This window comes from Paenibacillus camerounensis (genome assembly GCF_000723885.1).
Taxonomy (GTDB): domain Bacteria; phylum Bacillota; class Bacilli; order Paenibacillales; family Paenibacillaceae; genus Paenibacillus_AQ; species Paenibacillus_AQ camerounensis.
On record NZ_CCDG010000075.1, the window covers coordinates 1 to 22,121 of the forward strand.

Sequence of the window (22,121 nt, forward strand, 5' to 3'; positions counted from 1 at the left end):
CCGAAGGCATCCTGGGCCAGGCTGTAACGGTCGTGGATTGCTTTGCCGTAGAATATCATTGCGACCGCAATCAGCGGCAGCGGCAGCACGGCGGCAAGCGTCAGCTTCCAGCTGACCAGAAAGCCCATTGCCAGCAGGACCACACTCAGATAGATAGTGGAGTCAACCAGCGTCAGCATCCCGAAGCCGACGGTGGTTGCCACAGCGCGGATGTCATTGGTGGCGCGGGCCATCAGGTCGCCGGTACGGTTTTTTTCAAAGAAAGAGGGGGTCATCGTCATCAGGTGGTTCATGAACCGGGAACGCAGCAATCGCTCGACCAGGTTGGAGCCGCCGAACAGCTTGTGCATCCAGACATAGGTGATCCAGTAAATAATGAGCATCATCCCGGTGATGCCGCCGATATACTTCAGCAGTGACCCGGTGGTGATGGAGCCGCGGACAATTTCGTCGATGGCATTGCCAAGCAGACGCGGAGGCAGCAGTTCCATTACACCAACTACAATTAGCAAAATCAGGCCGATAGAATAGCGCCTTTTCTCCCGGCGGAAAAACCAGCCGAGATCGCGGAGTACGGAGAACAAGGGAAATCCCTTCCTTTCGTGTTTGGAATGTAATGTCATTGTCGGTGAATTGGTGAATGTCTCTCTGCATGTTCGAAATAGCGGAAGCCCATTAACAGCATACAAAAAGGCATACCCTCCGTTAACCGGATGATATGCCTGTAGAATACAGTGATAATCATGTCCACGGTGCTTTAGTGCAGCACAGAAGACATGGAAGAGACTTGCCTGATGAACTCAAGTACGGTGGATGTACTTGCTTCAGAAGGGTTCCACTATTCGGGCTGCTTCGGTATGAGGTTGTGTATAGCCGCCGACAAAAAAGTTAAAATCAACTGGTACAATAGTCAACACCGAGATCACCCTTTCGTTCATTTTTTGGTAATTACTTCAAGACGCTTCGTATGTTCAGAGTTTATCATCAGTATCTGAGCCATGTCAAATAGAAATTTTGAACAAATTGCGAAGAGGGAGTATCATAGAGAAGGAGCGGCTGGTTTGGAATATTGCCGGCTTTTAGTATGATAAAAGAAAAACGGAGGTGCAAACAGAAATGGATATGACCATTAGTCCGGAGGCTGCCGGCTGGTTCAAGAAGGAGCTCAATCTTCAGGCCGGGGATTCCATTCGTTTATTTCCGCGGTACAGCTCGGGCGGAGGGCTGCATCCCGGTTTTTCACTGGGAATTGCTACGGAGCCGCCCGCACGTCCTGCTGTTGAGACGGTGCAGGGAGGACTTGTATTTTATATGGAGGAGCAGGATCTCTGGTATATGGAGGGCTACAGCCTGTCTATTGTTTATATAGCGGGGGAAGATGATATCGAGTATGTATACCAGCCGCTGAGCGTGGCCGGTCAGGCCGAATAGGCAGACGCGGAATATAATCAGAACAAGGTGGCGTCCATTCAGGGTAAATAGAATGGACGCCATTTTTTTGCTGCGCGCGCCTGTTAGCCGGGAGTTTGTTATGAAGGTGGCTGTATGCTAAGGTGTCAATAGCCAAAGCACTTATATTAATTCTTAGGAGGCCGTGAAATGGATTACGCCAAGTCGAAAGCTGCTATTGCAGAGCAAGCTGCCTTATACATCCAGAAATATAAAAAGTACGCCTGGTTTCATGAACCTGCTTCCCTTTATGAACTGGACACCCTAAAGCTGCTCCAAGTCAGAAAGATCACAACCTTTGAGCCGTTAAAAGAATTTACCAGCCTCAAGAAGCTGGAATTCGGCACCACAGACTCCAGCATGACCATCCCTGATCTTGCCGGTCTTGAGGCCGCTGCAAGCCTGGAGCATCTGAGCTTCATAAGCAAATCGACGATTAAGAACAATATCGAAGCCCTGTCCAGGCTTGAGAATCTGCAGTCGCTCCAGCTCTTTTATGTCCGGCATACACTGCCTGACCAGCTGCTGGCCCCGCTCAAATCATTAAAGTCAGTCAGCTTTTCAAAAAATAATTATGACAGCCAGACAATTCTGCCGGACAGCCTGGAGACAGTCAGCATGAGCTTTGATGAGATCGCGAATCTGCCGGCCTTTGCACCCCATAAGGGCGTGAAGCAGGTGTCTCTGGGCGGACAAACCTGCCAGCTGGAGAATCTGGATTCCTTCCGTGTTTTCCCGGAGGTAGAGGAGATCAGGCTGATCGCCCCTAAAAAGCTGGCGGATCTTTCGTATGCCGCCGAGCTCCGGAAGCTGAGGGTGCTGGACGCCAATTTTGCTGCCGCGGCGGATGTAAGCCCTTTTTTCCAGCATGAGGGCATTGAGGAAATACGGCTTAGGGGCTCTTCTGTAGAACAGGTTCATGATATGGGGGTATGTCCTAATCTTAAGACACTGTATCTGGAAAAAAGCAGGCTGAAATCAATCGATGGCATCCGGGAGCAGTTTCCGCAGCTGGAGTTACTCTGGATATGGGAAACCTTAGTTAAGGATCTGGAGCCATTGACCGGAATGCACCGCTTAAAGAACCTCGATCTGACGAAGCTTAAGCCGAAATCCTGGGATTTCATCTCTACACTTACGGGGCTGGAGGTCCTGGATTTATGTAAGACCTCCTTTTCCGATCCGGGCCAGCTCCTTAAGCTTCCCCGGCTGAAGAAGCTGAGGCTGTCAGGCAGCAATGCTGACCCCCAGTCCGGCGTATACAAAGAACTGGAGGATGCTATCCTTAACCGGAACGGCGAGCTGATTCATTAGGCATATAAGCGGATATAAAAAAAGGCGCCCATTCTTAAGAATGGGCGCCGGCTGTGCGGGCAGCGGGGGATACAACATTGAAGCATCACTGCGAGCTGCGGAAGCTTTCTTCCTCCATCGCAAAGTCAAAATCGTCAATATCATACACCTGGACGGGAATACCGCCCTCAATAATGCGCTGAATCAGCTCGAACTGGTCGGTTAACACGGGTAATTTCTCGCGCACGGAAGTCAGCAGCAGCTCGGTCTCGATCGGGTCGAAGGCCTCACCATAGGCTGCGTTATCCACGCTGTTGATGATCGTAATCTGTGCATGCTCACCCAGCAGAATACCGGAGCTCTTCTGCCAGGGAACAGCCAGGCAGCGGTTGATTTTCTTGGAATTAAGCGGCTCCTCGAAATAAGCGATCAGCTCACGGATTTTGCTTTTGACATGCAGATCATCGTCGGCCCGGTTCATCAGCGGCTCATCGCTGTCCCGCAGCTCATACAGCTCCATAACCGTTGTGTAAGGCACAATATATTCCACAGGGCTTTGCGGTACGAGAAGCTGGCCGTATATGGCGATCATGACTGCTTCCGTCACAAATTGTCTAGACATCTTTATCCTCCTGAAGATCGGTACTGCAATCGTACTTATAGACCTAAAAATATAAAAACACTGTAGGCCGCAAATGTCAACACTACCCAAGCAGGTCATAGAAAAAGAAAGGGCGTAACGTTCTGTGAAGCAATGGAAAGCTTTTTACACCTTTGTCCGGCCGTATATGAAATGGATTGTGCTGACGCTCATTATCGGCATGATCAAATTCAGCATTCCGCTTACGCTGCCGATGATTATGAAATATGTGGTCGATGATCTGCTGACGCCATCAAGTCTGACTACGGCGGAACGGATCTCGAAGCTGTTCTATGTACTTGGCGGCGCGTTCGTGCTGTTTGTTATAATCAGAGGGCCGGTGGAGTACTACCGCCAATATTTTGCCCAGCTGATTACTAGCAGAGTGCTGTTCGATATGCGCAACAAGCTGTACAGCCATCTGCAGCGCCTGTCCCTGCGGTATTACCAGAATACGAAGGTGGGCGAAGCGATCTCCAGATTCATTAACGATGTGGAGCAGTCCAAGAACCTGGTAGAGGTCGGCATGATGAACGTCTGGCTCGATATGTTCACGCTGGTCTTCGCGCTCGGGTTCATGTTCTATCTCAATCCCGTGCTGGCGCTCGTCTCGATTGCGGTTTTGCCGCTGTACGGCATTGCCGTTAACACCTTGTACAAACGCCTGAAGGTGCTCACCAAGGACCGTTCCCAGGCGCTGGCGGTCATTCAGGGCTATCTGCATGAACGCATTCAGGGTATAGCTATCATCCGCACGTTTACGATGGAGAAGGCCGATCAGAAGCAGTTCGAGGGCATCAACGGCAGGTTTCTGGAAAAAGCGATGGCCCAGACCCGCTGGAATGCGGTCACCTTCGCCATTATCAATACCCTGACGGATCTCGCCCCGCTGCTTGTTATCGGGTACGGGGGCTACGAGGTGATCCGCGGCAATCTGACGATGGGTACCTTTGTCGCTTTTTTCGGCTACCTGGACCGGATGTATGCGCCGCTGCGGCGGCTAATCAACTCCTCCACCGTATTGACCCAGGCCTCGGCTTCGCTGGAGCGGGTGCTGGAGCTGCTGGATGAACCCTATGATATTGCAGACCGGCCCGGTGCGAAGCCGCTCAAGAATGCAGCCGGTGCAATTGAGTTTGAGCGGGTATGGTTCAAATACACGGAGGAGCACGAGTGGGTGCTGAAGGAGATTAATCTCAGCATCAGCCCGGGGCAGACGGTTGCGTTCGTCGGGATGAGCGGAGGCGGGAAGTCCTCCCTGATCAGCCTGATTCCGCGCTTCTATGACATCAGTGAAGGCCGGCTGCTGATGGACGGTGAGGATATCCGGGACCTGACCCAGGAGAGCCTGCGGCGGACGGTGGGTATGGTGCTGCAGGATAATTTCCTGTTCAGCGGTTCGGTACGAGACAATATTCTGTTCGGCAACCCGGAGGCAGGTGAGGCAGAGGTTATCGCCGCTGCGCAGGCTGCCAATGCCCATGATTTCATCATGCAGCTGCCAGAAGGTTATGATACCGAGGTCGGTGAGCGCGGGGTGAAGCTGTCCGGCGGACAGAAGCAGCGTGTCGCGATTGCAAGAGTCTTCCTCAAGGACCCGAAGGTGCTGATACTGGATGAGGCCACTTCGGCGCTTGATCTGGAATCTGAGCATCTGATCCAGCAGTCGCTGCAGTCCCTGGCTTCCGAGCGCACCACGCTGATCGTCGCCCACCGGCTGTCGACCATTACCCATGCGGACCAGATTATTGTACTGGAAAATGGCGGAATTACGGAGCGCGGGACACATGACGAGCTGATGCTGCTGGACGGCAGCTATGCCCGGCTGTTCAATGTGCAGCGGCTGGACGGGTAGGCGAATCTTATAGACGGCTTCCTTAACTTTAACAGGGAAGCCGTTTTTATTTGCATTATCATTATGGTTACAGTACACTGTAACTGAAACATTTAACTGTAACGAAATACTGTAACTTTATATGATCTGGAGGCTGAGTATGATGAACACCTATACCGGCAAACAGCTGGCTGAGCTGGTACAGCAGGAAGCTCCTGATATGAATCTGCGGACGGTGCGGTATTACACGCAGATTGGCTTGCTTCCGCCGCTTGCGCTCTCCGGTAATAAACGGGTCTACACCGACCGCCATTACAGGCAGCTGCTGGCGATTCTGACTTTGTCCAGAAGCGGGGAGAGTCTGGCGGATATCCAGTCCAAGCTGGCGGACATGCCGGATGAAGAGATAGCCAAAATAGGCGGACGCCTGAAGTTTCTGCAGCCGGAGCAGCTGCTGTCCGGTGATACGCTTGTAGTCAGCGAGGATGTAATGCTGACAGTCAGCCCGCGGATCTCAGCAGAGCTGAGGCTGGAGCTGCAAGAAACGATTACCCGTATGCTGAAGGAGGGGCAATAAGGATGATAACAGCGCGATTGGCCAAGTCAGTGCTAGAGCATGAGGAGGGGCTGAATCATGTGCTTATTCAAATCATTCCGCCTGAAGGGTCTGAGCATGCCGTAGTCCGGTTTTTGCTGCCGGAGGGGATTAGTACGGGGGAGGCATACGGGGTGTCTGAGACAGACGGCTCAGGCAATATGCTTCTGTATACGCTGGCCGGTATGAATGAGCTGCTGGTGGAGATTTATACTGGCGAAGCTATTTTGTGCGGTGAAGTAAGTTTAGGTATAGTTGTCATATTTACAGATCTGCATGGGAATGAGGAGACCGTGCAGCTTGCTCTGCCGCTTAGAATAGCGGAAGCTGAAAGCGCGGAAGCGGAGGAGCCTGAGCTTGACGAGGAAGTGGTTAATAAAGTTAAAGCAATCGCAGGGCTTAAGGGAGAAACAGCCCGTCATTACTCAGACGGCACGGGATTTATTGATTGTACACCGCCGCGTAAGCAGACAGCCTTTGATCCGCATTACCGTTCCGAACTGGAGAAGCAGTATCGTGTAGACGGAAGTGTTAACACTTAAGGAGAAGGAAGAGTGAACGGGCCTGGCGCGGCTTCCGGCAAAATATAAAGGCTGGCCTAACCGCCTGATTCATGCGGATTAGGCCAGCCTATTCATGCGGCGGAGTACGTCAAAGAGATTATCCTCTCCCGATAATCAGCGACAACAGGCCGGCGGCGATCAGCGGCCCGACCGGCACGCCCTTGAACAGGGCGACGCCCAGAACGGTCCCGATCAGGAGGCCGGCGACAACGGTCGGCTGGCTGCCCATCAGCACAGCGCCGCGGCCGCCGAGGTAAGCGACCAGCATGCCGATACCGATGGCCGCCAGTGATTTCCAGTGAAAAAAGGACTGCCAGATCGTTGTTAGCGTGATTTTGCCGCTGGCCAGCGGGGTCATTACTCCGATTGTCAGGATGATGATGCCGACCGTCAGGCCGTGCTTTTCCAGCCAGGGAAACGCCTGCTGCAAACCGAGCACCCTGAGGAGCAGTAATACAACCATAGCGATAGTAACCGGTGAATTGCTGCTGATAATGCCGAGCGCAGCCAGGCCGAGCAGCAGCAGGGAGGTGATATCCATGGGCAGAGGCACTCCTTGTTTTATTGTAGCCGGGATGAAGCGATGTGATCTGCAATCAGCTTGCCGTGCCCGCGTCCGGTCTCGATGAACACCTCATTGGCATTACGGCCGGAGGCAATAACTCCCGCAACATACAGCCCCGGGATGTTACTCTCCATGGTGGATGGATCAAACGACGGCTTGTCCAGTTCATCGTCCATGAGCACGCCTGCCGATGACAGCAAGGCTCTGCTTGGTCGGAAGCCGGTCATGGCCAGGACAAAGTCATTGTCGAGCTCGCTGGTATCTCCGCTGTGTTTCGTCACAATGACCGAGGACGGTGTGATTTCGGTGACCCTGGATTCAAGGTGCAGGGTTATTTTATCTTTTGCCACCATACTTTCAAATATAGGCCGTACCCAAGGCTTGATGTTGTCCGAAATGCTCGCACCCCGGTAGACCATATCTACGGAAGCGCCGACACGGGTCAGCTCCAGCGCCGCATCCACTGCGGAATTGCTGCCTCCGATGACCGTCACCTTCATTCCGGTATAAGGATGGGCCTCGCCAAAATAATGCGTGACCTTGGGCAGTTCCTCCCCGGGAATGCCGATCATATTCGGCTGGTCGAAATATCCGGTCGAGATAACCACATGGGCAGCCTGACGGCTATGCCGCTCTCCGCGCTTGTTGACAGTATGTACTGTAAAGCTGCCATCCCCGTTATTTTCTACACTAAGCGCTTCTTCATACGCGGCAATTGCAAGACCGTGCTGTTCAGCAGCCCGGCGGTAATAGACAAGTGCTTCATGGCGGAACGGCTTGTCATTAGGCGAGGTGAACGGAACCTCTCCGATTTCGAGCAGCGCGGTAGTGCTGAAGAACTGCATGCTGGTCGGGTAGAGATAGATGGAATGTACGATGAAATTTTTCTCAATAATTAAAGTGGACAGCCCCTGGCGCTGACATTCAATCGCTGCAGACAGACCGCAGGGACCGGCGCCGATAATAATAACGTCTTTCATGATACTTGCGCTCCTCCCGGTAAATAAGTTCTGTCTTTAAATGTACCTCAATTTTGAAATTAACGAAAGCCGTCCAGAAAGTTTGCTGCTCAGGTTGCCGGATCATCTAAAATTTGATATAATTAGATGTATATCTAACTATTAATCCTATTCATTCCGGTTTATAACTGTTACAGGAGTGTGACCCTCAGTGCAGCTTGATAAAATAGTTAATTACCATAAGGCACTATCCGATCCGACCAGACTGCGCATATTGCTGCTCCTGTGCAAAGGGGAAGAAATTCACGGCCAGGCGCTGGCGGAACGTCTGAACCTGTCTCAGCCTACAGTAACCCATCATGCCGCCAAGCTGCGGGAAGCCGCGATGATTACAGAGCGCCGGGATAAGAACACCATCTATTTCAGAATGAACCCGGAGTTTATCCGGGCAGGCTCTGAGGCGTCGCTTAATTTTATTTTCTCCAAAGGAACGCAGGAGATGGAGCAGGAGTCACCGGATGATAACCTTAAGGAGTCAGTGCTCCGCAACTTTTTTGCTAAAGACGGAAGGCTGCGCCAGATTCCCGCCCAATACAAGAAGAAGCTGATTGCGCTGCAATTCATGGCCGAGAAGCTTGCTCCGGGAACGGTCTACAGCGAGAAGGAATTGAATGAGTTCATCAGGCAGTATCATGAGGACTATGCCACGATCCGCCGTGAATTCATCATGCATCAGTTTATGTACCGCGAGCATGACAAATATGAGCTGAACCCGACAGAAATGTGGACGCGCTGGGAAAATGTAAGATAGACGGTTCTTGTCACTTAATGCTCTTATACTTGAGGAGATTCTGTGACAATTGATCCTTCTGCTGATTAAAAGGTTAGAAAAGTGAATAAACTGGAATTGTAAGCGTTATCTGACATATACTTCGAAAGGAGACTTTCAGTATGATATTCAAACGCGCTAAAAAAAATACAATCTCTGAGCCGATCACTGTTACCTTGCCGCAGATCAAGCAGGCTGTAAGGCAATTCGAAGAGGATATGCCTGCCCCGATCAACCGTACCGCACTGATACTGGAGGATAAAAGCATTGATGTGTCCCGGCTGAAACGCTACCTGGGCGGAATTCCCGAGCAGAAATTTTATATGTCGCGTGAAACGTATGAAATTTTTGAGGAAGCTGACAGGCTGGTGCCGTATTATCTCGATCTCGTTCAATCTGCGGTGGATCTGTATATCAGCGATACCGGCAAGCTGCCGTTAATCGAGGATGCCTGGCTGCCGGAGGTTCACTACCGGCTGCTTCATACGGAACGTTATTTGAAGGAGACACCGCCGTTTCCGCTGTATATAACCGAAGAAGAGATGATGCTGACCCACCGGGCGGAGCATTTTGAATGATCTGAGAACACCTTTATCTGGAACTGGAGACTGTTCAGCAGGATGTGAGTCTGTGACTCTATTCTGCGGGACAGTCTTTTCTTTGACCGGACATGCATAGTACAATAAATCTCTGGAATCCAAGCGGATAAGGAGAGTTATGGAATGAGGATAAAAGAGGCTTTGCTGTTTGATCTGGACAATACCCTGATGGACCGCGACCAAACCTTTCGCAGCTTCAGCACACAGTTCGTAAAGGATGCTCTCGGGCATCTCAGTGAGGAAGAGGCGCAGCAGGTAATCGAGGACATCATTGTACGGGATGCGGACGGGTACCGTGATAAAAACGGTTTTTTTGCCGAGCTGAGTGAGGTGCTTCCCTGGCAGACGCCGTTAAGCGCGGCGGAGATCCGGGCTTATTATGATAAAAATTATGCCGGCTATGGTGCAGCGATGCGGCATGCAGCGGAAATACTGCAATACAGCCGGGAGAAGGGCTACATCCTGGGCCTGCTAACGAACGGCTATAAGGATCTGCAGGACGGCAAAATTGATCTGCTTGGCCTGCGCGGTTACTTCAAGGCGATTGTGATTTCGGGGGAAGTCGGCATCCGCAAGCCGGACCCGGCCATTTATAAGCTTGCGCTGGAGCGGCTGGGTACTTCTGCAGAGCAGACGCTGTTCATCGGGGACCATCCGGTTAATGACATCTGGGGTGCGGGCAAGTCGGGTATGGACACCGTCTGGCTAAAGCGGAACCATCCGTGGGACGACGGCCTGGATGTGCAGCCGTGGAGAACCATTAACGAGCTGGATGAGCTGAAGGGCATTATATAAAGGTACAGGCAGCGTTTGATTATAAAAAATTCTTTACCGTGGCCCGGCGTTGACAATGCACAGCCGGGACGTTTATAGTTACAGCATATTAACCGGAAGGAGACGATGTAATATGACAGTTTATACAAGCATGTTCATTATCGGTAACAACTGTTGTAGATACGTGTCTTCCGGGAACAGCGGCTGCTCAGTAAGTGTGAAGCAGCTTAGCAGGTAAGCTCTTAGAGTGCCTTTTAGAGCCGTCCGGGACCGTATGTGTTCCGGCGGCTTTTTTGCGTGGCCAGGTGTAATTAAATGCGGATAATTCCGTATTTGCTGTGCCTGGAAACCGCCGCCGGAACGTTAGGTCCGGCGGTTTTTTGTGTTCCCGGATAACTTGTGTGGAGAAATGGAAATAAACAATATTCAGGAGGAAATAACACTACAATGAGGATTGAACAATACGGATGGAATTCAAAGTGGCAGGGGAAATGGGACGGCACTGCAAGCAATCAGGAGCAGGCCGGCAATATGCGTATTCCAGGGCGAATAACCGGTGACTTCGGCAGCAAATACCGGGTGATAACCGATGCGGGGGAAGCCTGGGGTGAGCTGGCAGGGAAGCTCCGGCATACCCTTACAGATTCAGGGGAGTATCCGGCCATAGGCGACTGGGTAATTCTCGCTATGCAGGACGGGGGAGAGCATGCCGTCATTCACGGGGTGCTTCCGCGCCACAGTGTCATTTCCCGCAAGGCAGCAGGCAATACGCAGGCTGAACAGATTGTTGCAGCAAATGTAGACACTCTGTTTCTGGTCAGCGCCCTGAACGACGATTACAATGTGCGGCGGATGGAGCGGTATCTGATTATGGCCTGGAACAGCGGGGCGAACCCGGTCATTCTGCTGACGAAGGCAGACTTGTGTCCTGATGCAGATAACAGAATCGCAGAGATGGAACGGGCTGCCCCCGGCGTACCTGTACATGCAGTCAGTGCCCTGCTGGGCGACGGCCGCGATGAGCTGCTGCCGTATATCCGCAGCGGGCAGACAGTGGCATTGACCGGTTCTTCAGGCTGCGGAAAGTCTACAATGGTTAACTGGCTCAGCGGCCGGAACCTGCAGCTTACCCAGGATATCAGAGAAGGGGACAGCCGCGGGCGGCACACAACTACACACCGGGAAATGTTCATACTGCCCGAAGGCGGAATAATTGTGGACACCCCCGGGATGCGTGAGCTGCAGCTGTGGGAGGATGAAGGCGGGCTTGATCTCGCCTTCGGCGATATCAGCAGCCTGGCAGCGAATTGCCGCTATAGCGACTGCAGCCATGAGCGGGAGGAAGGCTGTGCGGTGCTGGAGGCGGTTGCCGGCGGCCTGCTGGAAGAGAAGCGGCTGCTTAACTACCGCAAGACGCAGAAGGAACTGCGCTTCCAGAACAGCAAAGAGCAAAGGCAAAAGCGCAAGGCTGCTGCTACCGCCGGCAAAACAAGCGTCCCGAGAGAGCGTCATTCATCGTGGCAGCGGCAGCTTGAAGAGTATTGATTCTGTATAAACAATGAAGAAGGCCATCCATACCCTGCAGTTGGCTGCTCAGGTAAAGGATGGCCTTCTTATGCTGCATAGGCGCTGCTCTTAGGGCAGCGCCTATGCTATATATAAATAAAAGTCCGGATTGTGAGCATAACAGATGCCTGATAAATAATCCTGATGTCTAAACCGTGTACCGGACCTTTAACGCTGGTGCTGTATTAGAACGATGCAGCAGCGGACTTAGCTTCTTCCAGACCTTTTGCAATGATGTTGGCAGATTCCTGCGGGTTCTGGTTGTGGCCTTCGATGATAACCTTAGTGACGTCCTGGATACCCCAGAAGCCCAGCAGGCCGCTTACGAAGTTAACAGCCATTTCAGCACTTGCGGCAGGACCTTCGGAGTAAACTCCGCCTCTGGCGTTCAGCACAACTGCTTTTTTACCAGTCAAAAGACCAACAGGGCCTTCAGCGGTGTATTTAAATGTAGTACCTGCCTGGCTCAAGTAGTCGATATAGGTGTGCAGCACAGCCGGAACAGTCAGGTTCCAGAGCGGGAAGCCGAATACGACTTTATCAGCAGCTACGAATTGATCAAGATATTTCTTAACAAGTGCTGCACCGGCAGCTTCTTCAGGAGTTGCTTCATAGCCCTGTGCGGCTTTGTACATACCAGTGATCAGGGTGTTGTCGTAGTAAGGAAGATTTTCAGCGAACAAATCGAGTTCGGTAATTTGATCTTCAGGATGGGATTCTTTGTAGCTTGCGAGGAAGGCGTTGTAAAGTTGAACACTTACTGCTTGCTCTGCTGGACGGTTGTTTGCTTTGATGAAAAGTACATTAGACATTATGATTTCTCCTTAAATATATATTTAATACTTACTATAATTAATATAGCATTTAATATTTAGTTTGTAAATATCCGTCGAAAGAAAAAAATTTTCAGCGACAGCAAACAGCTATAATTTGCAAAACCACCATATCTCCGGCTGCACGGCGGCAGAACAGAACAGAATATCAATATGTAGTAAAAGCAATGCGACAAGCCGGATTTTACCAAATCCTAGTAAGTTTAAGGCTCGGGGGACCCGGTTATATAGGTGGTACAAGGCAATCAGGAAATCATTTCCTGCATTCTCTGCCGGTAAGCTATATTGAAAAAGGAGCGATTGACATGTCCATTGACCGTTTTATCATCAAAAAACTGGACAGCTGTCACGAAGAACAGACACGGAAAAATTTAGTGAAGTTGTTCAAGCTGCGTATTCAGAAAGCGGAAAAGGAAGAGAACAATAATCACCGGATCAGCTGAAGGACAGCCGCTGATGTACACGGACCCAGCCGACATATAGAGCGGAGCACCTTCTTTCCTGGCGGAGAAGCGTGCTTTTTTTTTTTGCAAAAAAAACTACCCCTCTGTTTAATAGAGGGATAGCGCGAGCGAATCATTTTCACTGTAACTGTGCAATATAGCTTCTGAGCCTTTAATTTCGATACTGATAAGTGAATTCAAACATTTTTGCAGAGCGCTTTTGCCCTTCTGGATCTTAAGCTCCAGTGTATTGTTCAGGATTCGAAGTACCTTTTGGGTAGGCTGTTTGTTTTCTGTAGTGAAGTATACCGGGACTGACTTGTTCTGAAATGTGATGAGCATTCTCATAATTGAAATCACCTCGCTAAAAGTATTTCATGGTATGATCATACCCGGCATTTCTTAATTTTACCTTAAAATTAGCTTATGATAACATAAAGATTGCTAGTTTAATAGATTGGCGCTTTTTTATTGCTGGGCGATTCCTGAATTCCTGGGAATCCGGGAAGGAAATAGGACTGTGAATAATAATGACAAGGTATATTTAGCGCGTTTTCTGTTCCCTGAAGCAACGACGCCAGGAAAGGAGATATCCGGCTTGCTGCAAATGGCGGTAGCCGCAGAACGAATATGCCGGCTGAAATACTGTGAAGGGGAGCATAAACAGGATCTTTGTCTGCAAGTACATAAGGAACGGACTATTATTTCCAGCATAGATGATGAGGACTCCTTTGGCTACGAGCTAACGGAGCCCGGAAAGGTGAAAAGGGCCTGCTACTATCTGTTTAATTGCATTGATCAGATGGAAACGGAGCCCGGCTGTAGAGAGGTGCCTGCAATTCAAATGTCTAAAAGCAGGTTCGATGAGCTTAAGGCCAAGGCGGCCACCACCAATCTGTACTTTTTGGCCGAATCCCTGACTGCCGAGACGGGCGATCTTGTCTATTCCGCCCAGCTGGCCAGAGTATTGAAATACCGGACAGCTGACGGCGAGCTGAGACTCTGTTCCCGCGGTACTGACAGCTGGACAAGCCAGCATGCGAGCTACATCGGGGATGCCTCCGGCGGCTGGCTGCTGCGGATGAGCAGCGAATCCGCCGAGGACTGGATCATTGCAGTCCCCGCAAGTAAAGCTGAGGTGTGTTATGCATTATATGAATGGATGCTGAATGCCCCGCAGGCGGCTAATCCAGAATAACCGCTGAATACGGAGGCAGTGCCAATTCTGCTCCGGTAAGACCGGCATCCTCCGGCATTGATCGGATTACACGGGTATAGGAATAGCCATTCGTTCCCTGCTTCAGGTTGACGGTTTGGCTGCTTCCTGTCAGGTTAAGTGCTACAAGCACCTGCTGTCCAGCAGTGACCCGTTCAAATGTCATCACCCCGTCATTCCCGGAAGCGTAATCCCGGATAGCGCCGTCCCTTAGCGCGGGCACTTCATTACGCAGAGCAATAAGCTGGCGGTACCAGTCAAGCAGCGAACCGCTGCTGCTAAGCTGGCTCTCCACATCTGCGCCGGAATTATCTTTATTGTTAGTGTCCGGTTCCCAGGCGGTCTGGCCGGCACTGCTTCTGTCTGCAGACCACGGTAACGGCTCCCGGATACCTTCATCCGGCTTGCGGCCGAGCATGCCGACTTCCTCCCCGTAATAAATAAAAGGATTGCCCGGCAGTGTAAGCAGCATTGCGGCTGCCGTTCTGGCATGGTCCGGGTTGTTATCAAGCTGGCTCATAACCCTGTTCTGGTCATGGTTAGTCAGGAATGTGGCATCAGTGAAGCTCCCCCCGGAGATCTGTGAATACAGCTTGTAGGTTCGCTCCAGCGTAAAGGCGGCTCCGCTGTCCTTTTCGCTTTTGGCGGCGTTCACCAGCGTTTCGGCCAGCCCGAAATTAAAGCCGGAATCAAAGGCTTTATCGAGATAAGCACCAACCGATACGGCTGAATTCTCCCAAACCTCCCCTACAATATAGGCCTGCGGGTTGACCTCGTTCATGGCCTGGCGGAATTCCTGCCACCAGGCTACATTTTTAGCGGTTGTTTCTTCGCTTTTATCGGTTACAAGATCCTCATAAATATGTTTGGCCGCATCCAGCCGGAAGCCGTCGACGCCCTGCTCCAGCCAGAATCTTCCGATGTCCTTCATCTCTTTGCGGACTTCCGGATTGTCGAAGTTGAGATCGGGCATACCATCCCAGAATATACCCATATAGTGGCTCCCCCGTGCAGAATGCCACGGGCTTCCGCTGCCCGCCGCGCTGCTTCCGCTGACAGGGCGGCTCTGGTCTTCCGCCCAGACATAATAATCCCGGTATCCGCTGTCCTGCTGTGCAGCGGCTTCCACAAACCACGGATGCTCCTTCGAAGTATGGTTGACGACAAGATCCATAATAACTTTGATTCCCCGCTTATGCGCCTCTCTGATCAGCTCCTGCATATCCTCAAGTGTACCGTATTCCGGATTAATGCTGCGGTAGTCAGTAACATCGTAGCCATGGTAGCTGGGGGAGGGGTTAACCGGCATAAGCCAGATGCCGCCGACACCCAGGTCACCGGAAGTATCCGGGTTTCCGTCATTTAAATAGTCCAGCTTCTCTGTCAGTCCGCGCAGATCACCGGTGCCGTCGCCGTCCGAGTCATAAAAGGACCGTACGAAAACTTCGTAAAATACGGTTGAAGGCTGTTCATCCGTTTCAGCGCCTTGCTGTTGTGATCCTTGAGGTGCAGGCATGTCAACAGGTGAAGATGATGGCTGTGCTGTGTTGGCAGGATGATTCCCTCCGTTATGAATGCCGGCAGTATCGCCGTTACCGGTGCAGCCGGCCAGCATGGCAGCAGCTAATCCGGTTATGGCCAGCGCGTTCAGCAGGCTGCGTCCTTTATGTAAGCCGGGTTCGTATTTCATCTGTGAATCTCCTTCCAATCAGGTTTCTACATTAATATGTATCCGGTAAGCGCTTCACTAAATATAGTAGAGGAATAAACGGATTTGGTAAAACGTTTGCACAACGCTATAAAGACCGTTAAAGGTTATTAATGATCAATTTTGACGAAAAATAATGTAATTACTCTTTAAAACACTTACTTTCTCGTTATTTCTTTCATTTACGATTTTTCTGACTTTAAGAAGAAAGGAAATTAAGGAAATCAGATGCTCTCTCCGGGAGTTGCGGGGGTGAAAGTTAGTGCAAACGCTGGTCATTTCCGCTTTTAACCAATCTGTAGGCATGTGCATATGCTTTAGGTAAGGGCCAGGGACCCGGGAAGAAAGGAGAATGAAGGATGACAATCAAAAAAAAGCTGATGCTGCCGCTAATGCTGCTCGTCTTGTGTTTCTCAGTGCTCGCCGGCTGCGGCGGAGAACAGGCGGGAGTTAAGGTAAAGATCGGCGAAGTAACCCGTTCCGTCTTTTATGCGCCTGAGTATGTGGCATTATCACAGGGGTTTTTCAAGGATGAGGGGCTTGATGTAGAGCTGCAGACCATTCCGGGCGGGGATAAGACGATGACGGCTTTGCTCTCAGGAGCGATAGATGTGGCGCTTGTGGGGTCAGAGACTTCAATTTATGTAGCCCAGCAGGGCGCGGATGATCCTGTCATTAATTTTGCCCAGCTTACCCAGCGGGACGGAACCTTCCTGTTTGCCCGCAAGGCAGAGGGTGAATTCAGCTGGGATCAGCTCAACGGCTCGACATTCCTCGGGCAGCGGGCCGGCGGGATGCCGCAAATGGCAGGTGCGTTTACCCTCCATAATAAAGGAATCGATGCCGGAAAGGATCTCACACTGATTCAGAATATTGATTTTGCCAATATTGCCGGAGCGTTCGCATCAGGGACAGGGGACTATGTACAGCTGTTTGAGCCGCAGGCTTCGATCTTTGAAAGCGAAGGCCGCGGTGCCGTTGTTGCCTCGTTCGGGGTGGAGAGCGGCTACCTGCCATACACTGTCTTCATGTCCAAGCAAAGCTATATCAGCAAGAACGGGGATACGGTGCAGAAATTCACCAATGCCGTCCAGCGGGCCCAGCTATGGGTGAATGAGCACAGCCCTGAGGAAATAGCTGAAGCAGTCATGCCGTACTTTGAGAACACGGATCAGGGGATTGTTCTCTCAGCGATCAAGCGTTATAAGGAGCAGGATACGTACGCGCTCAATCCTATTATTGAGGAAACAGAATGGAATAATCTGCTGGATGTTATTGACAATGCCGGTGAGCTGCAGAAACGGATTCCGCTGAAGGATATTGTGGATAACAGCTTCGCAGAAAAGGCGGAAGCCGGAGTTAAAACTTCATCCGGGAAATGAGGAGCTGAATTATGCTGCCAGTTGTGCAATTGAAGGGCGTGACGCATGCCTATCTGGGCGACCGCGAGGCTTCTCTTGCCATCGGGGACTTAAGCCTGGAGGTAGAGCAGGGGGAGTTCGTAAGTCTGGTTGGACCGAGCGGCTGCGGCAAAACAACGCTGCTCTCGATTATTGCCGGGCTGCTGCAGCCGTCGCTTGGAGAAGTGTCAGTCAACGGACGGATCATCAAGGGGCCGTCACCTGAGGTGGGATATATGCTCCAGCAGGATTATCTCTTCCCGTGGCGCACCATTCTGGACAATGCACTGCTCGGGCTGGAGCTGACCGGTAATCTGACTCCGGAATCGAGACAGAAGACACTGGACCTGCTGGCAGATATGGGCCTCGCCGGCAAAGAACAGGCTTATCCGTCCCAGCTGTCCGGCGGAATGCGCCAGCGTGTTGCCCTGGTGCGCACACTCGCGACGAATCCGAGCCTGCTGCTGCTGGATGAGCCGTTCTCCGCGCTGGATTATCAGATCAAGCTGCAGCTGGAGGATCTGGTGTCCGAGACGCTGCGCCGGCGCGGGACGACTGCGGTGCTGGTGACCCACGACTTATCCGAAGCGATTGCAGTCAGCAGCCGGGTCATTCTGCTGCAGCGCAACCCCGGACGGATCCGCAAAATTTTTGAGGTGCCGGAGGATATTCGCAGCACTCCGCCGCTCTATGCGCGGGACCTGCCGGGGTTTGCCGAGCTTTTTCATGAAGTGTGGAAGGAAATGGAACTGGCAGGGAGGGAAGAACAGTGAGTATAAACGGGCTGGGCGAAGAACCGGATTCCCGCGGAGCATGGCTGCAGCAAAAGCATCAGGATTACAAAAAACAAAAGCGCCGCTGGAGCAGCCGGGTCATGGCCGTAAGGGCAAGTCTGCTGGTGCTGTTTTTCTTCTTCTGGGAAGCCGGGGTCAGACTGGGCTGGATCGATGAGCTGCTGTTCAGCTATCCGACCAAAGTGTTCCGGCAGATCTGGAATGACATGGCCAGCGGAAGCCTGTGGCCTCATCTCGGAATGACGGTAGGGGAGACGGCAGTCGGCTTTGTACTCGGTACCCTGCTCGGCACGCTGCTTGCGGTCATCATCTGGTGGTCCCCCTTTTTATCAGCAGTGCTTGATCCCTATATGGTTGTGTTCAACAGTATGCCTAAAGTCGCACTCGGGCCGATATTTATCGTGATGTTCGGAGCGGGCTTTACAGCCATCGTTATTACAACTTTATCCATAACCGTCATTATCACGACACTGGTTGTCTATAACAGCTTCCGCAGTGTGGACCCCAATCTGGTCAAGGTGGTACGTTCGTTCGGGGCGTCGCGGGTCCAGGAGTTCAACAAGGTGATCCTGCCGGCCTCTTTTCCCGCTGTAGTCTCCACATTGAAGGTAAATGTCGGGATGTCGTGGGTCGGGGTCATCGTGGGTGAGTTCCTTGTTGCCAAATCCGGGCTCGGCTATCTGATCATATACGGTTTTCAGGTGTTCAACTTTACGCTGGTGATGTCCAGCCTGCTTATTATAGCAGCCGTAGCTACTGCCATGTATCAGCTGGTGGTCTACGTGGAGAAGCTGATCCTGTCGCGGCTTTGAAACTTATGTCATATTGTGTCCGCCTCAAAAATCCTGTACCATGTCTATATCTTTACAAGCAAGCTGATGCAGATCGTCAAGGAGAGGTATTTACATGGGATTCAGGGTTATCAAAACAGCGGCCGCCACACTGCTGTCCATTCTGCTGGCAGCTGCTGTGGGCATTCCCAATGCGCAAAGTGCCGGCCTGCTGGCTATTCTCGGGGTGGAAACAACGCGGAAAAGGAGTCTTCGTACAATCATCGCCCGTTTTTCCGCCTCGCTGGTAGGGCTGTTTATGGGGTGCATCTTATTTGCATTGCTTGGCTTTCATTACTGGGTACTCGGGCTGTACGTGCTGTTCGGCTTCCCGCTGATTGTGAAATCCGGCTTCAAGGAAGGAATTGTCACCAGCTCCGTCATTGTATTTCGTGTGTTTGGACAAGCTGAGCTGTCACTTCATGTGCTGCTGCAGCAGATTGAGCTGCTGATAATCGGACTCGGCTCGGCCGGTCTGGTCAATCTGATCTACATGCCGCAGACCGCCGGCGTGATCTCAGGCATCCGCAAGGAGGTTGACGGATACTTCTCGGTTATTTTCAAGCAGATGGCGACAACGCTCCGTGAGCCTTCCTATGTATGGGACGGCAAGGAGCTGATCGGGGCGAATGCTGCAGTCCAGCGCGGCCTTACGGCTGCAACCAGAGAACTGGAGAATCATGTGATTCATCCGGATGAAGCCTGGAATGTCTATTTTTATATGCGCAAGGAGCAGCTGGAATCGATCCAGAATATGCTGCAGCTTCTTTCCCAGGTCTACCGGCAGCTTCCGCACGGGGACATGGTGGCCGAGCTGTTCGACCAGCTTAGCGGTGATGTACTGGCCGAAGAATATACGGGGCGCACAGAAAGGCTGCTTGAAGGCGTCGAGCAGGAGTTTCAGCAGATGGAGCTTCCTTCGACACGTGAGGAATTTGAAGTGCGATCAGCAATTTTGCAGGTATGCCGGGAGCTGGCGCTCTATCTCAAAATTGCCAAGCAGCATAAGGTTCCGGTTGAAGTCAAACCGATCAGACGCGCGCTGAACAGCCGGGGCAACTGACATACATAACAGGAAAATGGACACAACTATTAACATTGCTGTGTAAAATTACGATAAGAAATGTAAGCACAAAAAGTGAGCCGGTAATCCTTTTGCCGTTCATGTAGAGACGAAGTTCAATTACTGCAGACCGTTCGCTTATGTGAATTTCTGCTCTGGCAGGTGAGGATAATGAACATTAATAATGAACAATTTCTCGGCAAGCAGCTTGCAGCCAATCTTTTTAATCGCACCGGCGTGTTCGTTCTGCCCGCAATGACACTGCTGAACAGTGAACACATCCGTCTGATCGGCCAGCATAAGATTATTCTGGAGCCTCAGGACGTAATTCAGGTAGACAGTGCGGCCTTTTACCAGATTGCGGTTGATGATTGTACGGCTGCAATGGAGAATATCTTTGAACAGCTGCGCTATAACAAAAGCAAACGGTTACCGATGATTGAGCTCAGAAATGAAGTTATTCCTTTTATCCAGCAGGTTAGTGAGAAGAACGATTTCTATGGAATACTGGCTGCACTCCAGCCGAAGGACGACTATACATACAGGCATAATGTCGCGGTCGGCATTTTATCCACGCTGCTGGGCATGTGGCTTAAGCTGAGGCCGGAGGAGCTTGGAATGCTGACGATCGCTGCAACACTGCACGATATCGGCAAAATCATGATCCCTTCGGAGATCCTGACCAAGGCCGGTCCGCTGAGTGAGGAAGAAACAGCCCTGATGCGCAAGCATACTACCTACGGCTATGAGATGATCAGGGACACTGTGGGTACGAATCATATGCAGGCGCTTGTGGCGCTGCAGCATCATGAGCGGATGGACGGCAGCGGTTATCCGTTCGGCGTACTGGGGCACCGCATCACGGATTTCAGCAAAATCGTTGCCGTGGCGGATATTTTCCATGCGATGACCTCGGAACGGTTTTACCGTCCCGCTGCGCCGCTGTATGAGGTTCTGCGGCAGATGGAGAGCGATGTGTTCGGCAAGCTGGACCCTTATATCTGCAGAGTCTTCATTAATAAGCTGATGCAGTCCATGCTGGGCAATGAAGTTGTGCTGTCCGACGAACGGACCGGTAAAATCATCCTCATTCTGGCCCATGATCCGCTGCGTCCGCTCGTCAATATCGGCGAGGAGTTCCTGGATCTCAGCAGACACCGGGATCTGGGCATTGTAAAGGTCATTCCGCAATAGCCCGGGCTGAGGAACGGAGATTCCATACAAAAAAACAGACAGCATCATATATAAGAGACATCAGCGCACTCCGCTCCGGAGGCGCTGATGTTTTTTTGTGCGGGGAAAAGCAGCTGGCTATGTATCATATCGGCGTGATTTCGGCAATAAAATGGACTATGAAGCTTATTAGAGGACGGGTGGAGGGCTTACCCAAATTTATTTCTACTCTAACAATCAACAAATGCCCAGAACGTGCATACACTTGATAGTGAATGATTGTATGGAGGAGGTTCAAAGATGTCATTAAGCCATAAACGTCAAACAAGGGAGATCATTACGAAGGCAATTTGCGGCAAAGGTCGTAAGTTCTCTACCGCAACCCATACCGTGACTCCGCCACATCATCCGACTAGTATTCTGGGGGCTTGGATCATTAACCACCAGTACGAAGCGGTTGCCGCCGGAAACGGAATTGAAGTAATCGGTACTTACGATGTGAACATCTGGTACTCGTATGACAAAAACAAGCAGACTGAGGTAGCCAAAGAAACGGTCTCCTATGTCGAGCTTATCCCGCTGTCATACCTGGACCCGAGACACCGCGCTTCCACGGTTGAGGTCTCTGCGGAGGCAACGCAGGAGCCGAACTGTGTGGAAGCAGGGGTATCGCCGGGCGGGGGAAGTGTAACGCTCCGTGTGGAGCGCGAGTTTGAGGCGGAGCTGGTGGCTGAAACCAAGGTCCGCGTGTATGTCAGCGATCAGGCCGACGATCTGGAAGACAAGGATTATGATTTCGAAGGTGAAAGCTTCGACTATGATGATCTCGACCCTGACGCCCTGGATGATGAGCTGTAAAGAAGGAGGGCGCCGCCGCTGATTTCCGGTGGGTTATAGTCCATTATATGTGGAGAGGGCGGCGGCGAAGAGGGCAAACGCCCTCCTTTTTTATTTTTATTTTACTGGCCGGGCTTTTTTTTGCATTATGTCAAGGC

At 51.5% G+C, this 22,121-nt stretch carries 24 protein-coding genes; 17 read left to right on the forward strand and 7 right to left on the reverse strand.

All coding sequences use genetic code 11. The annotated features are described in order from the left end of the window. Positions 1–584 (reverse strand): ABC transporter transmembrane domain-containing protein (locus BN3772_RS24865; protein WP_042203009.1); only part of this gene is annotated, 584 nt, incomplete at its 3' end. A gap of 532 nt (positions 585–1,116) precedes the next feature. Here BN3772_RS24865 and BN3772_RS24870 point away from each other — a divergent pair. Together BN3772_RS24870 and BN3772_RS24875 are read left to right on the forward strand one after the other, a co-directional pair. Further along, positions 1,117–1,431, forward strand: a complete 315-nt coding sequence (locus BN3772_RS24870) for a HesB/YadR/YfhF family protein (RefSeq protein WP_042203010.1) — start codon at positions 1,117–1,119, stop codon at positions 1,429–1,431. 168 nt (positions 1,432–1,599) lie between these two features. Then, positions 1,600–2,763: a leucine-rich repeat domain-containing protein gene (locus BN3772_RS24875; protein ID WP_042203011.1), complete on the forward strand. Its 1,164-nt coding sequence runs from the start codon at positions 1,600–1,602 to the stop codon at positions 2,761–2,763. Between the two features lie 85 nt (positions 2,764–2,848). Here the strand turns inward: BN3772_RS24875 and BN3772_RS24880 are convergent, their stop codons facing one another. Next, positions 2,849–3,364, reverse strand: a complete 516-nt coding sequence (locus BN3772_RS24880; protein WP_042177354.1) for a hypothetical protein — start codon at positions 3,362–3,364, stop codon at positions 2,849–2,851. Positions 3,365–3,488: 124 nt separating this feature from the next. Here BN3772_RS24880 and BN3772_RS24885 point away from each other — a divergent pair, with 124 nt between their 5' ends. The 3 genes from BN3772_RS24885 to BN3772_RS24895 all read left to right on the forward strand — a co-directional run bounded on the left by BN3772_RS24885 (position 3,489) and on the right by BN3772_RS24895 (position 6,353). Further along, complete coding sequence (locus tag BN3772_RS24885; RefSeq protein WP_042203012.1) at positions 3,489–5,237, forward strand: ABC transporter ATP-binding protein; 1,749 nt, start codon at positions 3,489–3,491, stop codon at positions 5,235–5,237. Between the two features lie 139 nt (positions 5,238–5,376). Next, a complete protein-coding gene (locus tag BN3772_RS24890; RefSeq protein ID WP_244444833.1) occupies positions 5,377–5,793 on the forward strand; it encodes a MerR family transcriptional regulator in 417 nt (138 codons plus the stop codon). A 2-nt stretch (positions 5,794–5,795) separates the two neighbouring features. Further along, positions 5,796–6,353 (forward strand): hypothetical protein, encoded by a 558-nt coding sequence (locus BN3772_RS24895; protein WP_042203013.1) that lies wholly within the window; start codon positions 5,796–5,798, stop codon positions 6,351–6,353. A gap of 118 nt (positions 6,354–6,471) precedes the next feature. Here BN3772_RS24895 and BN3772_RS24900 read toward each other — a convergent pair whose 3' ends face one another. Both BN3772_RS24900 and BN3772_RS24905 read right to left on the reverse strand, forming a co-directional pair. Next, the gene (locus tag BN3772_RS24900; RefSeq protein ID WP_042203015.1) at positions 6,472–6,915 is read right to left on the reverse strand and encodes a DUF441 domain-containing protein; all 444 of its coding nucleotides are present in this window, start codon (positions 6,913–6,915) and stop codon (positions 6,472–6,474) included. 20 nt (positions 6,916–6,935) lie between these two features. Beyond that, positions 6,936–7,919, reverse strand: coding sequence for a YpdA family putative bacillithiol disulfide reductase (locus BN3772_RS24905; RefSeq protein ID WP_042203016.1), 984 nt, complete (start codon positions 7,917–7,919; stop codon positions 6,936–6,938). Positions 7,920–8,109: 190 nt separating this feature from the next. Between BN3772_RS24905 and BN3772_RS24910 the strand changes: the two genes are divergently transcribed. From BN3772_RS24910 to rsgA, 4 genes are all read left to right on the forward strand, one after another. After that, complete coding sequence (locus BN3772_RS24910; protein WP_042203017.1) at positions 8,110–8,709, forward strand: DUF2087 domain-containing protein; 600 nt, start codon at positions 8,110–8,112, stop codon at positions 8,707–8,709. Between the two features lie 140 nt (positions 8,710–8,849). Next, positions 8,850–9,305 carry a DUF3939 domain-containing protein gene (locus BN3772_RS24915; RefSeq protein WP_042177348.1) on the forward strand — a complete coding sequence of 152 codons (456 nt, stop codon included), beginning with the start codon at positions 8,850–8,852 and terminating at the stop codon, positions 9,303–9,305. 144 nt (positions 9,306–9,449) lie between these two features. Continuing rightward, positions 9,450–10,121, forward strand: a complete 672-nt coding sequence (locus tag BN3772_RS24920; protein WP_042203019.1) for an HAD family hydrolase — start codon at positions 9,450–9,452, stop codon at positions 10,119–10,121. A 426-nt stretch (positions 10,122–10,547) separates the two neighbouring features. Then, positions 10,548–11,645, forward strand: a complete 1,098-nt coding sequence (gene rsgA / locus BN3772_RS24925) for a ribosome small subunit-dependent GTPase A (RefSeq protein ID WP_042203020.1) — start codon at positions 10,548–10,550, stop codon at positions 11,643–11,645. Between the two features lie 206 nt (positions 11,646–11,851). Here the strand turns inward: rsgA and BN3772_RS24930 are convergent, their stop codons facing one another. After that, positions 11,852–12,478, reverse strand: coding sequence for an FMN-dependent NADH-azoreductase (locus BN3772_RS24930; protein ID WP_042203022.1), 627 nt, complete (start codon positions 12,476–12,478; stop codon positions 11,852–11,854). Between the two features lie 326 nt (positions 12,479–12,804). On the opposite strand from BN3772_RS24930, the gene BN3772_RS30960 reads away from it, so the two are divergent. Continuing rightward, positions 12,805–12,942, forward strand: coding sequence for a hypothetical protein (locus tag BN3772_RS30960; protein WP_167336693.1), 138 nt, complete (start codon positions 12,805–12,807; stop codon positions 12,940–12,942). A gap of 108 nt (positions 12,943–13,050) precedes the next feature. On the opposite strand, the gene BN3772_RS31395 is transcribed toward BN3772_RS30960, so the two are convergent. Beyond that, positions 13,051–13,290, reverse strand: a complete 240-nt coding sequence (locus BN3772_RS31395; RefSeq protein WP_039873859.1) for a hypothetical protein — start codon at positions 13,288–13,290, stop codon at positions 13,051–13,053. 496 nt (positions 13,291–13,786) lie between these two features. Between BN3772_RS31395 and BN3772_RS30765 the strand changes: the two genes are divergently transcribed. Next, complete coding sequence (locus BN3772_RS30765; protein WP_157643647.1) at positions 13,787–14,140, forward strand: hypothetical protein; 354 nt, start codon at positions 13,787–13,789, stop codon at positions 14,138–14,140. Here the strand turns inward: BN3772_RS30765 and BN3772_RS24945 are convergent. Further along, a complete protein-coding gene (locus BN3772_RS24945) occupies positions 14,127–15,848 on the reverse strand; it encodes an alpha-amylase family glycosyl hydrolase (protein WP_042203025.1) in 1,722 nt (573 codons plus the stop codon). The two genes, BN3772_RS30765 and BN3772_RS24945, sit on opposite strands and share 14 nt — an antisense overlap. A gap of 377 nt (positions 15,849–16,225) precedes the next feature. Here BN3772_RS24945 and BN3772_RS24950 point away from each other — a divergent pair, with 377 nt between their 5' ends. The 6 genes from BN3772_RS24950 to BN3772_RS24975 all read left to right on the forward strand — a co-directional run bounded on the left by BN3772_RS24950 (position 16,226) and on the right by BN3772_RS24975 (position 21,984). Next, entirely contained in the window at positions 16,226–17,248 is a 1,023-nt protein-coding gene (locus tag BN3772_RS24950) for an ABC transporter substrate-binding protein (protein WP_042203026.1), read from the forward strand. An 11-nt stretch (positions 17,249–17,259) separates the two neighbouring features. Then, positions 17,260–18,039, forward strand: coding sequence for an ABC transporter ATP-binding protein (locus BN3772_RS24955; protein WP_042203027.1), 780 nt, complete (start codon positions 17,260–17,262; stop codon positions 18,037–18,039). Then, positions 18,036–18,872 carry an ABC transporter permease gene (locus BN3772_RS24960; RefSeq protein WP_425280463.1) on the forward strand — a complete coding sequence of 279 codons (837 nt, stop codon included), beginning with the start codon at positions 18,036–18,038 and terminating at the stop codon, positions 18,870–18,872. The genes BN3772_RS24955 and BN3772_RS24960 overlap by 4 nt, the downstream gene beginning before the upstream one ends. Before the next feature lie 94 nt (positions 18,873–18,966). Beyond that, the gene (locus tag BN3772_RS24965) at positions 18,967–19,953 is read left to right on the forward strand and encodes an aromatic acid exporter family protein (protein WP_042203028.1); all 987 of its coding nucleotides are present in this window, start codon (positions 18,967–18,969) and stop codon (positions 19,951–19,953) included. 171 nt (positions 19,954–20,124) lie between these two features. After that, complete coding sequence (locus BN3772_RS24970) at positions 20,125–21,147, forward strand: HD-GYP domain-containing protein (protein WP_042203030.1); 1,023 nt, start codon at positions 20,125–20,127, stop codon at positions 21,145–21,147. Positions 21,148–21,426: 279 nt separating this feature from the next. Continuing rightward, on the forward strand, positions 21,427–21,984 hold the full coding sequence (locus BN3772_RS24975; protein ID WP_039873832.1) for an outer spore coat protein CotE: 558 nt from the start codon (positions 21,427–21,429) through the stop codon (positions 21,982–21,984). Positions 21,985–22,121: the final 137 nt, after the last annotated feature.